The organism is Sphingomonas sp. PEI4 (assembly GCF_056679955.1).
Window position 1 is genome coordinate 113,995 of record NZ_JBWXPI010000003.1, and the last position, 14,650, is coordinate 128,644.

Consider the following 14,650-nt stretch of genomic DNA (forward strand, 5'->3'; position numbering starts at 1 on the left):
GCAGGTTTCCGCCCACTCTCAGCCATCCCGCTGTCGCAAAATCGGCGACATGCGCGACGTCCGAAACTCAGCATTCTGCGGCAAGGCTGTGCCTACCCTCACTCAATCGCAGACGTCCGGTCGGCCGGTGACGCCGGCCTAACGTTGCTTGGGATAACCGGGCGAGGCGGTTGCTCCAGGCATGGGTGCGGGCTAGCCTCTGGGCGATACAAGGGGGCGAATATGCTGGCACGGTGGACAGGAATCGTGACGCTGGGTTTTGCCCTGATCGTGAGTCAGGGGGCATCAGCGCAGCTCGCCAATCCGGTGCTGACCGCGCGGGCCAACGGCATTCGGGACGAGGCCCATGCCCGGCCGCTGCAATTACGGCGGCTGGACCTGTCGGTTGAGCAACGCGGTGGCGTGGTCGAGACGACCGTCACCGCCGCCTTCGCCAATCCAGAGCGCGAACAGATGGAAGGCGACTTCCGCCTGACCCTGCCCGAGGGAGCGGTCGTCACCGGCTATGCGCTGGATATCGGTGGCCGGATGGTCGACGGTGTGCTGGTCGACCGGCCCCGCGCCAAGGCGGTGTACGAAGCGCGGGTCCGCCAGCGCGTCGACCCTGGCCTTGCTGAGGTTAGTGCGGATAATGTCTTTTCGACTCGTGTCTTTCCGATTTGGCCGGGATCCGGGCGGACGATCCGCGTGACCTTTGTCGCCCCCGTCGGTGCCAAGGGTTGGCGCCTGCCGGTGAGCTTCGATGCACCGGCCGAGGGGTGGTCGATGCGTGTGCATGCGACAGGCATGGCGGGTGCGCCAGTCGTGACGCTGGGTGATACGGCAATGGCGATGACGGCGCAGGGCGATGGCTTCCTGGCCGAACGCGCGGGTAAGGGCGCACTGCCGCCCGGTACCTTGGCGATCGCCTCCACGCGCATCGCCGATCTGGTAGAAAGCACTCATCGCAATGGCGAGCGCGACGTCCAGCTCGGCGGCGACCTTCCGGCCTCAGCCGTCAGTGCGGTGGCCCCAGCACGGCTGCGCATCTATTGGGATCGTTCGCGCTCTCGGCTGAATGCCGACACTGCGCGCGAGATCGCGCTGGTCAAGGCGGCGATCAGCGACTGGCGGCCGGCTACGATCGAGTTGGTGGCGTTCAACAGCAGCGGGGCGCTTCGCCAAACAGTCGGCACCGCCGAACAGGCCGCTGCGTGGCTGGCCACGCTGTCCTATCGCGGTGCGACAAGCTTTGCGCCGATCAGCCGCGACGGCCCGGCCGATCGCTGCCTGATGTTCACCGATGGCCGAGCGACGATTAATCGAGGTGCCAAGATAGGTGCATCCTGCCCGATCGACGTAGTCAGCAGCGCGAGCGGTGACGACCGGGCCTGGGCTGGGCATCTGGCCCGAGCGCAAGGCGGGCGTCTGATCCTACTGGACGGCGAACTGGCTGCGGCGTTGGCGCAATTGCGCGCGCCGGCCACGGGCGTGGCGGCGGTGATCGACCGCGATGGACGCCCGGTCCCCTTCATACCGCTGCCCGCCCCCGCCGGGCGCTGGTCAATCCTGACCCGTGCGCCCGCGTTCGGGCCGGTTATGGTGCGACTGAACGGTGGGCAGGCAATCGTCCGTGTGGTCGAGGGCAATGGTGTCGTCTTTGACGGTCCCGGTGCGCTGCTGGCGCAGGACCAGTTGGCCGAGCTGGGCGGCACCGACCAGCGTGAGGCCTATGTCGCGCTCAGCCGCCGTTACGGCATCGCTAGTCCCAGCCTGTCCTTCCTCGTCCTGGAAGGCGTGAACGATTATCTGGCGGCCAAGATCGACCCGCCCGCCACGCTACCCGCCGGGTGGCGCGACGATTATGAGCGGGCCCGCAAGGCGGCGGACAGCAACGACGCCTCGCAAGCACAGCGTCACCGCGAAACCCTCGTGAACGAATGGCGGGATCAGGTCGCCTGGTGGAAGACGAAGTTCGATCCGGCGGCGGTGCCCAAACGGATCGCTACCTCGCGCAGCTTCGATCGGACGGCACCGGGCGAGGCGCCACCACCTCCTCCTCCTCCTCCTCCTCCGCCACCGGCCCCCGTGGGAACGGCGACGTCACCACCGGCCGTCTATGCACCCACTGCGCCGCCCGCACCCCCGGCCCCTCGGGGCAGCCCTGCGGCGGGCGACATCGTGGTGAGCGCCAGCAGGGCGGGTGCCGAGTCCGGCCCCGCCGCGCCGTCGGTCCAGATCGATGCCTGGCAACCCGACCGCCCCTATCTGGAACTGTATGACGGCAAGCCCGCCGATTTCGTCGAACGCTTCCGCGAGGCCGAGGCGCGGCATGGGACGCTGCCCATCTTCTACCTCGACACCGCCGCCTGGCTGGCGAAGCGCGGGCAGATGGCGGAGGCGCAGGAAATGGTTCTGTCGGCGCTCGAACTGCCCACCGCCGATGACACGACGCTGGGCATGGTCGCTGACCGGCTCGAGCGCTACGGCGCCTGGGACCCCGCGGTGGAGTTGCGCGAGCGACAGGCGGCGCTCGATCCGGATCGACCGCAGCCGCGCCGCCTGCTGGCGCTAACTCTCGCCCGCCGGGCCAAGGCGCAGCCCGCCACGGCGCGCGCCGATCTGACCCGTGCGATCACGCTCCTGTACGATGTCGCCATCACGCCACAGTCGGAACTTTGGGAGGGGATCGCGCTGATCTCACTAAACGAGGCCAATGCCATGCTGCCGCGCCTGCGCAGGCTGGGTGGCACCATCGACATGGACCCGCGTCTGGTCGGGCTGCTCGACGTCGATGTGCGCGTTGTCATCGACTGGACCAGCGACGGGTCGGACATGGACTTGTGGGTCGACGAACCGACCCGCGAACGGGCGATCTACAACAACAATCGCACCGTGATCGGCGGACGGTTGTCGAACGACATGACGCGTGGGTACGGGCCGGAGGAATATATGCTCCACATCGCGCCAGCGGGCACCTACACCGCACAGGCCAATGTGTTTGCGCCCGACCGGATCGACCCCAATGGCGCGACCATCCTGACCGCGCACCTGTTCCGCAACTTCGGTCGTAAGAACGAAACTGTCGACAGCGTCGATATCGAGTTGAAGCGTGACGAAAAAGGCGCGCGGATGATCGGCCGGGTCGTGGTGCCTGCCAAGCAGGTGTCGACCAAACGATGACGGTGGCTGACGTTCGAGTTTGGTAAGGGATCGCACGTCAACGAGCGGCAAGGTAGCCACCTTGCTACCGCAACGCGGCCGCGCCGACTCCTAACCCAAAGCAGGCAGTCTGCTGTCGCAAAAGGCGGGACATACGAGACGTTCGAAACTTAGCACTTACGCAACAAGCCTATGTCCGCTTTCGCCCAATCGCGGACATTTCGACGACCCGGGGGTGACCGCGTCCTAACGGCCGGTTAGGTGAGAAGGCTAGTGGCGATCGGAAGTCGATCAGCCGCAAGGAGAGCCCGCATGCTTTTTCACACCATGGTCGGATCGAACGATATTGAACGGTCGAAGCGCTTCTACGACACGGTGCTCGCCACTTTGGGGGCAGGCGAAGGGACGCGGAACATTGCCGACAGCGGCCATACACGGCTGATCTATAATAATGGCAACGGAACCAATTTCATCGTCAGCCAGCCGATTAACGACGAACCGGCAAGCGTCGCCAACGGCAGCACCGTCGCCTTTTCGTGCAACTCGCTTGAACAAGTGAAGCAGCTTCATGATACCGCGGTCGCCAACGGTGGCACCTCGATCGAAGCCCCGCCCGGCCCGCGTAATACGGCATCGCTGGGGACAGTCGAACTTGCCTATTTTCGCGACCCAGACGGCAACAAACTATGCGGAATTCATTTCCCTGCCTGATCTGTCCGGCACGGGTCCGCTTTTGACCCTAGCGGACCCGGATTTTGCGATCGCGCGAATGTCCGCTTTCCTTCCCAAAGCAGACGTTCCGGCCGCGCCTTAGGTAAGGTGAAACCGCGCCGTACGAGGCGCTGTCTCATTTGCAGAGGCGGGTTGTGCGTTACCACAACTCGCCGCGAACGTCCGAAAACGCCCAGGCGCAGTCACTCGTCTCTATGATTGCCGAGCGTACCTAACCAGTCACCGCCGAGCGACAGCATGGCCATCCCGACGAACGGTGCGGGCAGCACCATCGTGACCCATGCCCAGATGAATACGACAGGAATGCCGATGTTGCGATTGTGGATGGCGGCTGCCTTGGCGTCTTCCAACTCGAACCCGATCCATAACGCCGCAGATAAGGCGACAAGCCAGCACAGGGCCACTCTGCGCTTGAGATGGGTTCGATGGTCAGGGATCAGCCACCGCATTGCCAAAAGAATCGCCGCAAAGACTGCCCCCCCGATGAGAACGGGAACGACCAACAGCTTAAGACGAAGCTCCAACCATCCTTCCATCGGCGTCAGGATGGTTGTCCGCCGCGGACTAGTCAACGATCGCTTGTGTTTCCAAACTGGCCACTCCGCTTACGCCCAGTTACGGACGTCAGTCGGTTAGCCGGGAAACAAATCGCGTCTTGCATCTTTGAGGCGGGGTGGTGCTACGTATGAGTAGCATACAAGCGCGAGGTCCCAATTATGCAGACGCTACGAGGCAATATGGAAGGGCCTCTTACCATCGAGACAGATACCGTTCTACGCGGCAACGTCTCGGGCGACGTGATTGTAAGATCCGGCTGTCAGCTTGAACTGCGCGGCAACCTGATGGGTGACATCATTCTTGAAGGCAACGCTCAGGCGGATGTTCGAGGTAACATCATGGGTGACGTGCGCCAGTCGCGATGACGGCGGGACATCAGATGCCGGCCGAGTGAACGCGGGACGTCTGTTCTGTGTCAGGTCGCGACGTTTAACCGTTATGAACGCGGTCGCTATTCCCCGAAGCCGACCGGGAGCTTTCAGCCGTCGGAGCGGATGGACTGGAAACACCCAATTTCAGACACTCAGCCGGTTTTGCACGCTTCTCAACGTCGACCATCCGTTCATCTGGCTACAGGGCTAACGTGGCAACGAGGGAAGGGGCCGCAAGCTGTTATACCGGATTGCAACGTCGATGGCACTGCATGCGTACAATCTGCGTTCGACCGCAATGACTGCGCCGACATCACTCGCTGACCGCCGAGATATACCGTCATGGGGGTTGATTGCGGCGATGCTGCTGAGCTTCATCGCTGCAGAATATCCCCATGCATTTTCAATTGATTGGGTCCGCGCGGTGCCTGCTGTCTTGGCGTTAGTCGCACTCAGCGTGGCTATCATCATCGGCCGGCGCACCGCTCGACCTCGCCTCGCTGCTGGCGCAATCGCCTTCCTTCAAATGACACTCTTTACGTTACTGGGCGTAGTTTTGGCTTATGCGCTGGCCGCGAAGTCGGGAGTGCTGTGGGACGACCGTCTGGCAGCGGCAGACCGCATGATCGGGTTCAACTGGCCAGTGATACTGGCTCTCCTCGACAAGTTTCCGACCGCGATCTGGGTGCTAGGATTGGCCTATCACAGTCTAACGGTTCAGATGATTGTCGTGATCGTGGCGCTGAGCAGCCGGTCAAAGTTCGACGTGCTCAGGACTACCGTGTGCGCAGCGATCCTTTCCGGGTTCGTCACGATCCTGATCTCGGGGCTGACGCCCGCAATGGGCAACCTGTTTGATCCTTCACACTACCAGCATCTTTGGCCGTCCGTGGCATGGCTCGAGCAAGGATTGATCACTGGCCTTCGCGATGGATCGCGCAAGGTACTGGATCTCACGATGCTTATGGGAATAGTCAGCTTCCCGAGCTTCCATGCAACGCTCGCCGCGATCTTCATCTGGTCGTTCCGAGCCATACCCCGGCTGACGGTCCCAGGCGCGGCATGGGCGGTACTTACCATTCTTGCGACGCCAGTTTTCGGTGGCCATTATGGGGCGGACGTCATCATGGGCCTGATCCTGGCCCCACCTGCGATCATCTTTGCCCAGCGCCTCACGCGGCGCAGGCCGTCTCCTCGTCCGCTGACCTCCGCCTTGTCGGCATTAGGTCCTCTTGATCGCCAAGGGCGGCATTAACTAGCGCCGCTGCTTCGGTCACGCCTCCGCCGGCGGCAATATCCGCGGCGAACTGGCGTGCGACTCGGCGATAAGTCGGGATGGTCAGCAGGCGTCGCAACGCCGGTTCGAGGCCGCCCCGGCGTGCGTCCGCCGGAGACACAACGCAAGCGGCGCCGATCCGCACAAGACGTGCGGCCGTCGCTGGTTGTTCAAACGCCAGTGGCACGGCCACGATCGGGATCCCGGCAGCCAAAGCGTCCAGCACGGTGTTGAAGCCGCCGTGCAGTATCGCGGCCGAGCATTGGTGCAGGATCTGGGTCTGCGGCAGGAACGCCCGGACCAACGGATCACCGGGAAGCGAGGCGGCTTCGCTGTCGCTCAGCCCGCCGCCATGCGCTACCACCGCACGAGCCCCAACAGCGGCGCATGCGCTCGTCATCGCTGCAAACAGCGCTCGTCGCGCACCCTGCAAGGATCCGAGCGAACAGAATATCAATGGCCGCTCGTCCACCGGAAGAGTTTCTGCCAGTTCACCAAGCCGCCATGGTGAACCATATCGAAAACTTGCTGGAAGTGCGGCGCGGGGGAAGTCGAGGCTTGCTGGACATTGGGCGATCTGCAAGCGTTCCGACCACTGATATTTCGGGTCTGGATCAAGACCCCAACGACGGGCGTAGGTCGAGACGGTGCCGGTGATCGGTCTCATGAGCAGATCGCTTACTGCGTAACCGCCCTTGTTCCGGTTGATGCCGACCGCATCCGGACGATACGCCCACCCAAGAAACGGCGGTGGGACCATTTCCTCCCTAAGGAGGGGCAACCCTGTAACCGCGGTGATAAACGGCAAACGAAGATGCCGAGCCACCAGCGCGCCAGCCGGTTCCACAGAGTCCGCAATTACCGCGTCGATGTCAAGCCTGGTCAAAGCTGATGGCAAGGTCTCGAGAAGCAGGCGGGTCATCGTGGCAGTGCTGCGGATCATCCTGGGGAGTCCGATAAACCCTGAAGGGTTTGCCAACGTGTACATATGTTTCGCCAGCGAACCTTCGTGGTCCGCAGGATGGTCGATCGCGGCGAAGCGCACTGCCGAACTAGATACGAGCGATGCCGCCTCAGCCATGTGAACCACGGTGATCCGGGACCCGGTCGATGCGAGCGTGGTACCCAGAGCTACCAAAGGATTGATATGCCCGGCGGTCGGCGGCGCAATGATCGCGATATGTCGCTTTCCAAAGGTCACGTTCTCACAGCTTTCCATTGCCCCCAGATAATCACCGGCTCCTATCAGCAATCGCGTCTGGCGATAGTTCCATCATATTGCCCGATGATAGCGTGGTCGTGTCCGACTAATTGTCCGGTTGATGAGCGCTAGCCTGTTAGCCAACGGTCCGCTTTCCACCAAGATGCGACATTCCGCTGTCGCAAAAGCGGCGACATTCGCAACGTCAGAAACTTAGCATTTTCGCGACGGTCGTGCGGTCCCAAGGTACGCGGTTAGTTCAAATGGCATGAACCGGAAGACCTAGAAGGGGATTGTGCCACCCGGCAGCTGACGGTCGCAAGTGAATGGCGACCTGTGCGAAGGCGGCAGGCGCTTCTTGTGGCCAGATTGTGCCCTGCATCTGGAACCTGACTGTGCCAGCGCAGTCCAAGAAACGTAGCGAGCGCTTGCTCGAACATCTGTTGCAGTGACAACACGGTCGCGCTGCCCATCAGGCGTGATCGTCTAAACTGGTTGCAGCGCCAAGGGCACTGATCCGCTAGCGGCTGTTAAAGATAGCCTAAAAACGTGTCGACCCACCAGTCACGGTTGCCGATGCTAACCCATCGAAGTGAAGAAACTTCGCGTTGTTGAATTTGGTAAGGCAGGTTAGCTCTCACTATGGATAATGCATATTCTCCGGTCCGGTTAATTCTGCCCAAGCGCTTCGGTGACGATCGAGGGTGGTTCATGGAGGCCTATGCCAAGCCTACGTTCGCAAAGTTCGGCATTGATTGCAGCTTCGTTCAAGACAACCATTCACTGTCGGTACCCCCATTCACTTTACGCGGCTTGCATTTCCAGACACCGCCACGCGGGCAGGATAAGTTGGTGCGATGCATCCGGGGGCGAATTTTTGATGTTGCAGTCGACATTCGTAAGGGATCGCCTACCTATGGGCATTGGGTCGGCGCCGAGCTCTCAGCCGAGAACGGCCAGCAGCTTTTTATTCCGATCGGTTTCGCACACGGCTTCGTAACGCTCGAGGGTAATTGCGAAGTCATATACAAATGCTCAGACACCTACGCACCCGAAAGCGATGGCGGCATTCGCTGGGATGACCCGGCAATCGGCATCGATTGGCCTATGCTGGCCACTACTATTCCCGAGCTGAGCGTCAAGGACGCGGCCCAGCCGCTACTTGCCGATTTTGACAGCCCTTTCCCCTATAACGACCGCCCGCTAGCGCCACTGGCCTGAGGATAACACATGCGCATTTTCGTCACCGGGGGGGGCGGCTTCATCGGTTCGGCCCTCGTCCGTTACCTGATTGAGAACACCGAGCATGAAGTCCTCAACTTCGACAAGCTCACCTATGCCGGCACGCTGTCGACGGTCGAACGCGTCGCAAGCTCGAACCGCTATCACTTCGTCAAAGGCGACATCTGCGATGCCGAGACGGTCAAGGCGGCGATCGCCGAATTCAAGCCCGAGATCGTCACGCATCTTGCAGCTGAGAGCCATGTTGATCGCTCGATCGACGGCCCCGGCGTGTTCGTCCAGACAAACGTCATCGGCACCTTCACGATGCTGAGCCAGGCGCGTGCCTATTGGCTGTCGCTCGGCAACGCAGCGAAGGCGGCGTTCCGCTTCCACCACATCTCGACCGACGAGGTGTATGGCTCGCTTGGCGACACCGGGCTGTTCACCGAAGAGACGCCCTATGATCCGCGTTCGCCCTATTCGGCGTCAAAGGCTGGGTCGGACCATCTCGTCAGCGCGTGGGGCCACACCTTTGGTCTGCCCGTGCTGATCACCAACTGCTCGAACAATTACGGGCCGTATCACTTTCCCGAAAAGCTGATCCCGCTGATGATCGTCAAGGCGCTCGCGGGCGCCGACCTGCCCGTCTACGGCAAGGGCGATCAGGTCCGCGACTGGCTGTATGTCGAGGATCATGTCCGCGCGCTGCACGCGGTGTTCGAAAAGGGCGAGCCCGGCCGGACCTACAATGTCGGCGGAAACAACGAGAGGCAGAATCTCGAGGTCGTGAAGACCGTCTGCATAATCCTCGATCGTCTCCGCCCGCGCGCCGATGGCCAGTCCTACGCGACACAGATCACCTATGTCGCCGACCGCCCCGGCCACGACAAGCGCTATGCGATCGACGCGACCCGGATCAAGGACGAGCTCGGCTGGGAGCCTGCCGAGACGTTCGAGACGGGCATCGAGAAAACCGTCGCCTGGTATCTCGACAATCAGGACTGGTGGCAGGCGATCGTCGCCGAGCACAAGGCGGACCAGCGTCGTGGGCTGTCGGTATGAGCGATGCTTCCGCAGCTGGGGGTATGAAGCACGTCCTCGTCACCGGCGGGAACGGGCAGCTCGGTACCGAGCTCAAGCGCTATGCCTGGCCCGAGGGCTGGGCGGTCACCGCGATCAACATCGACGAGCTCGACCTGCGCGATACCGCGGCGATCGCCGCGATGGTCGCGGGCGGCCATGACGGCGCGCCCTGGGCCGCGGTGATCTCCGCGGGGGCCTATACCGCGGTCGATAAGGCCGAGAGCGACATCGTCACCGCCTGGGCGGTCAACGCGATGGCGCCCGCGGCGTTTGCCGAGGCATGCGCGAAGGCGGCGATCCCGATCGTCCAGGTCTCGACCGATTACGTCTTCGACGGCGCGCGCGAAGGCGCATGGGACGTCAACGATCCGGTCGCGCCGCTCGGCGTATACGGCGCCTCCAAGCTTGGCGGCGAGCTCGCGGTACGGACTTCGGGCGCACGCCACGCGATCGTCCGGACGGCCTGGGTGGTCAGCGCGCACGGCAACAATTTTGTGAAGACGATGCTGCGCGTCGGCGCGACCAATCCGCGTCTGCGCGTGGTCGACGACCAGCATGGCAGCCCGACGTCCGCGGCCGATCTCGCCGCTGCGCTCGCGACGATCGCGATGCGGCTCGTCGAGGATCTCGCCGCCCCCACCGGCATCTATCATTTCAGCAACGCCGGCGCGGTCACTTGGGCCGGCTTCGCGCGTGAGATCTTCGCGCAGAGCGCCGCGCGCGGCGGGGCGAGCGCCGAGGTCGACGGCATCCCGACCAGCGAATACCCGACGCCTGCGACGCGACCGGCAAACTCGTTGCTCAGCCATGACGCGATCACGCGCGACTATGGCATCCATCCGCTCGCGTGGCAGACCGCGCTCGGCAACATCCTCGACGAACTGCTCGGGGCCCCCAAGAAGGACATTCCCCAATGAAGGGCATCATTCTCGCCGGCGGATCCGGCACGCGGCTCCATCCGGCAACGCTTGCCGTGAACAAGCAGCTGCTGCCGGTCTACGACAAGCCGATGATTTATTATCCGCTGTCAGTGCTGATGCTCGCGGAAATCCGCGACATCCTGATCATCTCGAGCCCCGAATATATCGACAATTACCGTTGCCTGTTCGACGACGGGTCGGCATTCGGCCTGGCGATCTCCTATGCCGAACAGCCCCGCCCTGAGGGCCTCGCCCAGGCGTTCACGATCGGCGCGGACTTCATCGGCGACGACGATGTCGCGCTCGTGCTCGGCGACAACATCTTTTTCGGCGCACATCTGACCGATCTGCTGGCGAGGGCGGTCGCGCGCAAGGGCGGCGCGACGGTGTTCTCCTACCGTGTCGAGGATCCCGAGCGCTACGGCGTGGTCGAGTTCGGCGAAGGCGGCAAGGCGGTCAGCCTCGAGGAAAAGCCGGCAAAGCCCAAGTCGCACCATGCGGTCACGGGCCTGTATTTCTACGACAACCGGGTCGTGCAATTCGCCCGCAACCTCAAGCCGTCGCCGCGCGGCGAGTTCGAAATTACTGACCTCAATCGCCTGTATATGGAAGCGGGAGATCTGTTCGTTGAACAGATGGGCCGTGGATACGCCTGGCTTGACACTGGGACGCACGACAGCTTGCTTGAAGCTGCTGAATTCATCCGTACAATTCAACACCGCCAAGGCATTCAAGTTGCGTGTTTAGAGGAAATAGCATTACATAAGGGTTTCATTACTGTAGAAAGGGCAAGGGAAGCCGGCAAACGCTTCAGTAATACTGCTTATGGAAAGGCAATTGTAAATGCAGCTAACGAGATATCTGATCGATCTAGTAAGAAACGAGAAGAAAGACATTTAGCTATAAACGAAAATCTCATATACAATATGTAACAAATGCAAATTAGCTAGGTATGTAAAAAATATAACTCATTAATATTACCATTAATATAGCTCCATACAGAATAAATAGAATGTTCTAAAGTTTTGTAATAGTTACCAAAGGTGACGCCTAGAATGGCATTATTGCGCAGTAAATTCCATAATCTTGACGTAGCATTGCCAAGCAATCGTACGCCCGCATTAATTGCCATTAAACCTTTAGATGCGACCCATTTTTAAAAACTTGGCCTGACGATCTTTTCGTAATTCCATTGGTGTCAGCGGTATCAGGTCTGTCAGCGCGAAGGAAAGTGCATCAGCGAGCGCGCCGATTGCGGCTGCACGGTCGCGATGCGCGCCACCAAGCGGCTCCGGAACAATATTGTCGATGACACCGAACGATTTTAAATCTTGCGCAGTAATGCGCATTGCTTCGGCAGCTTCGGGCGCCTTATCAGCTGCGCGCCACAAAATAGAAGCGCAGCCTTCGGGGCTGATGACAGAATAAACTGCATGTTCGAACATTATCACACGATTGCCAGCGGCGAGTGCGACAGCGCCGCCCGAGCCGCCTTCGCCCACAATTGCTGAAACGATTGGGACACCGGCGTTGAGGCAGGTCTCCGTTGAGCGTGCAATTGCTTCGGCTTGGCCGCGCTCTTCCGCCTGAATACCAGGGAATGCGCCGGACGTGTCAACCAACGTGATAATTGGCAGGCCGAACCGGCTTGCGAGATCTATGAGGCGGATCGCCTTGCGGTAACCCTCAGGCTTGCCCATGCCAAAATTGTGACGAAGGCGGCTGGCAATATCGTCGCCCTTTTCATGACCGAGCACCATGATCTTGCGGTTCCTGAACGTAGCGAAACCGCCAATGATAGCTTGGTCATCGCCGAATGCGCGGTCGCCGGCTAACGGGACAAACTCGGTAAAAAGTGCTGCGACGTAGTCTTTAAAATGTGGACGTTCAGGATGTCGAGCGACCTGCGTCTTCTGCCACGGCGTCAGGTTGGTAAAAATGTCTTTTAGAAGATTGTCAGATTTCACCTGCAAACGGGTAATCTCGGTGGCGAGATCAATGCTGCCCTCAGCGGCAGTATTTCGAAGATCATCGATCCGACCTTGAAGTTCGGCAATTGGTTTTTCGAAAGCGAGGAAGTTTGCCACGTCCTACGGTTACGTCTTGAGCGGCGTCAGGTCAACGTACCGGCGATGCGCAAGCATCAAGTGTAGCGCGCGCAAGTCACATTACGCGCCACCAGATAGGTTGCGGACGCTTTGCGTGGACATGTGCTGGCACGATCGGGGGCAAGTTAGCCAGCGGAACATGCTTTGACCAGCCGGTACCGATGATCCGTGAGAATGCTCTGAGGCGACGGGACAGCGTCTATATGTATTTCGGTCGTTAGCGAACTGGCATCGCGCACTTGACTGCAGCGGTGTCAGATGCGGCTAAATCAGACGTATAATGACCCTGAATTATCACGACTGTTTCTTCTTTCGCTTGCATCACGATGTAGCGGCGGGGCGGTTGCGCATTGGGAGCATCGATCACTAACCCGTCCTCAGAGGGCACCGGAGTGACTGCTACGGACCGTCCGATACAGGCCGCCATGTCTGGCACAGCTGCCTGCGTTTTGATTCTCCCCATATAGTCTACCGGTAGACGAGGGTCAGTTGAACACGCCGTAAGCACTGCCAGCGACGGCAAGAAAAAAAGGTACAAAATTTTCATACGTAGACCGTAGGCGGCGGAAGCGAGCAACGTCCAGCCCCGTCTTGTAAATTTGGGTGCAGAGCATGGCGCCCTCTGCCAGACGTATGACGCAGCCCCTAGTGCTCTCAGGAGAGAGCGGGAGAGGGCAATCGACCCTATATCGTGAAATGACATTCAATCATGCTGCGGATAACTCCCACTGATCGCAAGTCATTTCAATATTTACAATCTTTGAGTGACAGAACTAAATTTGTAATCAATCTTCGGTTTGTTATTCGTGTCCATAAAACTGACTAGACTTATCTATAATGACAACACCTCTAAGTCGTCGTAAGGCTTGGGGTAGCACTATTCAAGTCTGGTGTAGCCTGCCTTGCCATCGGCCGTAGCCTTACGCCAAAACTGACTGCTAAGGGCCAGAACAATGTGTTGCCGACATCAAAGAGGGTGTCAGTCCATCGCATGCCGTAGTTTAGATAATCCATTGTCTCGTTTGCTCCCTCGGCAAGTACGACAAAGGCGAACGGCACGAACGTCCCCAGTGATTTTCGGCTTATCAGGCGAACCATCATTAACACTGTCATACCAGCATGGATATGAAGGATGGAGTCCGGGAGACCGGTGCCGTCCCCAATCCAGATGATGAGCGAGTGATACTGCGCGGGAATGTCCATGATCGCGGCCAAAGCCGGGATCGATCGCAAAAGCAAGGAGCATACCGGTCTCGAAACCTTAAGTGGTTGTCTTGGTATCGGGTGAATCGAATTGATAATGAACGGTTTTAGCTATGGCGAGCGGCGTTGTGCCGGGCGGGCGGCAACGCGGAGACGCAGGGTAACTCACGCATGCCTTCTCGAACTGCTCAACTTTTCTCTTTACATCAAAAAGACGAGGGTGCCGTGGCGGTGGATGCTGAACGGCCCGCCGCCCTAGGCGCCGTGTACCAGCAAAAGCAACGTTGGTTGGCGTCGAGATACGTAGCAGATGGTCAATGACATGCTGGCCGACTCGAAAAACGAATGGCGGCACTAGACAAGGAAATCGCGCCTCGAGCCCGTAAGGACGCAGGTACGGTGCGGTCAGCGACCATTCCTTCGTGCTCCCACTAGAGGGATATGACTTATAGTAAATAATCATCCAATACCGGATATACCAGGTATGAGTCCAACCAAATAACAGTCTTATGCTACCTACGCTTTAACAGCCAAAGTGATGAATCTATTATTCAGTAAAATTGATATCAATTGTCTCTTTATTTGAATTCGTGTATATAGTTTCACGAGCATATTTAAGAAATCTGGCGGCCTGCCTCGGAGATACGCCTAAACGGCTGGCGATAGCTGCTGTAGATACTCCTTGGGCATGAAGTTCGACGGCACGTTGCATGGGCTCAAGGTTGCGCATTGGCGAAGGCTAATAATTTCAATTGGTATAAGTCGCAAGATAGGCCATCTCGCTCAACCCAGAAGGTTCGCAAATCCAGTCGCATGATCCAAGCTTAAGGATG

Annotated in this window: 13 protein-coding genes; 8 read left to right on the forward strand and 5 right to left on the reverse strand. The window is 59.7% G+C overall.

Annotation, left to right across the window (positions count from 1 at the left end):
• The first annotated feature begins 222 nt into the window (after nucleotides 1–222).
• Both AC1MLZ_RS21745 and AC1MLZ_RS21750 read left to right on the forward strand, forming a co-directional pair.
• Complete coding sequence (locus AC1MLZ_RS21745; RefSeq protein ID WP_480962034.1) at nucleotides 223–3,162, forward strand: VIT domain-containing protein; 2,940 nt, start codon at nucleotides 223–225, stop codon at nucleotides 3,160–3,162.
• 291 nt (nucleotides 3,163–3,453) lie between these two features.
• On the forward strand, nucleotides 3,454–3,852 hold the full coding sequence (locus tag AC1MLZ_RS21750) for a VOC family protein (protein ID WP_031439576.1): 399 nt from the start codon (nucleotides 3,454–3,456) through the stop codon (nucleotides 3,850–3,852).
• Nucleotides 3,853–4,055: 203 nt separating this feature from the next.
• On the opposite strand, the gene AC1MLZ_RS21755 is transcribed toward AC1MLZ_RS21750, so the two are convergent.
• Nucleotides 4,056–4,397, reverse strand: coding sequence for a hypothetical protein (locus tag AC1MLZ_RS21755; protein WP_480962035.1), 342 nt, complete (start codon nucleotides 4,395–4,397; stop codon nucleotides 4,056–4,058).
• A 192-nt stretch (nucleotides 4,398–4,589) separates the two neighbouring features.
• Between AC1MLZ_RS21755 and AC1MLZ_RS21760 the strand changes: the two genes are divergently transcribed.
• Together AC1MLZ_RS21760 and AC1MLZ_RS21765 are read left to right on the forward strand one after the other, a co-directional pair.
• The gene (locus AC1MLZ_RS21760) at nucleotides 4,590–4,796 is read left to right on the forward strand and encodes a hypothetical protein (protein ID WP_480962036.1); all 207 of its coding nucleotides are present in this window, start codon (nucleotides 4,590–4,592) and stop codon (nucleotides 4,794–4,796) included.
• A 268-nt stretch (nucleotides 4,797–5,064) separates the two neighbouring features.
• Nucleotides 5,065–6,057: a phosphatase PAP2 family protein gene (locus AC1MLZ_RS21765; protein WP_480962037.1), complete on the forward strand. Its 993-nt coding sequence runs from the start codon at nucleotides 5,065–5,067 to the stop codon at nucleotides 6,055–6,057.
• Here the strand turns inward: AC1MLZ_RS21765 and AC1MLZ_RS21770 are convergent.
• A complete protein-coding gene (locus AC1MLZ_RS21770; RefSeq protein WP_480962038.1) occupies nucleotides 5,975–7,330 on the reverse strand; it encodes a glycosyltransferase in 1,356 nt (451 codons plus the stop codon). The two genes, AC1MLZ_RS21765 and AC1MLZ_RS21770, sit on opposite strands and share 83 nt — an antisense overlap.
• 591 nt (nucleotides 7,331–7,921) lie before the next feature.
• On the opposite strand from AC1MLZ_RS21770, the gene rfbC reads away from it, so the two are divergent.
• Genes rfbC through rfbA form a run of 4 tightly spaced genes read left to right on the forward strand, consistent with a single transcriptional unit; the run spans nucleotide 7,922 to nucleotide 11,438 of the window.
• Entirely contained in the window at nucleotides 7,922–8,500 is a 579-nt protein-coding gene (gene rfbC / locus AC1MLZ_RS21775) for a dTDP-4-dehydrorhamnose 3,5-epimerase (RefSeq protein WP_480962039.1), read from the forward strand.
• A gap of 9 nt (nucleotides 8,501–8,509) precedes the next feature.
• Nucleotides 8,510–9,565, forward strand: coding sequence for a dTDP-glucose 4,6-dehydratase (gene rfbB / locus AC1MLZ_RS21780; RefSeq protein WP_480962040.1), 1,056 nt, complete (start codon nucleotides 8,510–8,512; stop codon nucleotides 9,563–9,565).
• On the forward strand, nucleotides 9,562–10,503 hold the full coding sequence (gene rfbD / locus AC1MLZ_RS21785; RefSeq protein WP_480962041.1) for a dTDP-4-dehydrorhamnose reductase: 942 nt from the start codon (nucleotides 9,562–9,564) through the stop codon (nucleotides 10,501–10,503). The genes rfbB and rfbD overlap by 4 nt, the downstream gene beginning before the upstream one ends.
• Nucleotides 10,500–11,438 carry a glucose-1-phosphate thymidylyltransferase RfbA gene (rfbA, locus tag AC1MLZ_RS21790; RefSeq protein ID WP_480962042.1) on the forward strand — a complete coding sequence of 313 codons (939 nt, stop codon included), beginning with the start codon at nucleotides 10,500–10,502 and terminating at the stop codon, nucleotides 11,436–11,438. Before rfbD ends, rfbA begins: the two co-directional genes overlap by 4 nt.
• 207 nt (nucleotides 11,439–11,645) lie before the next feature.
• Here rfbA and AC1MLZ_RS21795 read toward each other — a convergent pair whose 3' ends face one another.
• From AC1MLZ_RS21795 to AC1MLZ_RS21805, 3 genes are all read right to left on the reverse strand, one after another.
• Nucleotides 11,646–12,593 carry an acetyl-CoA carboxylase carboxyltransferase subunit alpha gene (locus AC1MLZ_RS21795; RefSeq protein ID WP_480962043.1) on the reverse strand — a complete coding sequence of 316 codons (948 nt, stop codon included), beginning with the start codon at nucleotides 12,591–12,593 and terminating at the stop codon, nucleotides 11,646–11,648.
• Nucleotides 12,594–13,463: 870 nt separating this feature from the next.
• The gene (locus AC1MLZ_RS21800; protein ID WP_480962044.1) at nucleotides 13,464–13,829 is read right to left on the reverse strand and encodes a hypothetical protein; all 366 of its coding nucleotides are present in this window, start codon (nucleotides 13,827–13,829) and stop codon (nucleotides 13,464–13,466) included.
• Nucleotides 13,830–14,364: 535 nt separating this feature from the next.
• Nucleotides 14,365–14,547 carry a helix-turn-helix domain-containing protein gene (locus tag AC1MLZ_RS21805; protein ID WP_480962045.1) on the reverse strand — a complete coding sequence of 61 codons (183 nt, stop codon included), beginning with the start codon at nucleotides 14,545–14,547 and terminating at the stop codon, nucleotides 14,365–14,367.
• Nucleotides 14,548–14,650: the final 103 nt, after the last annotated feature.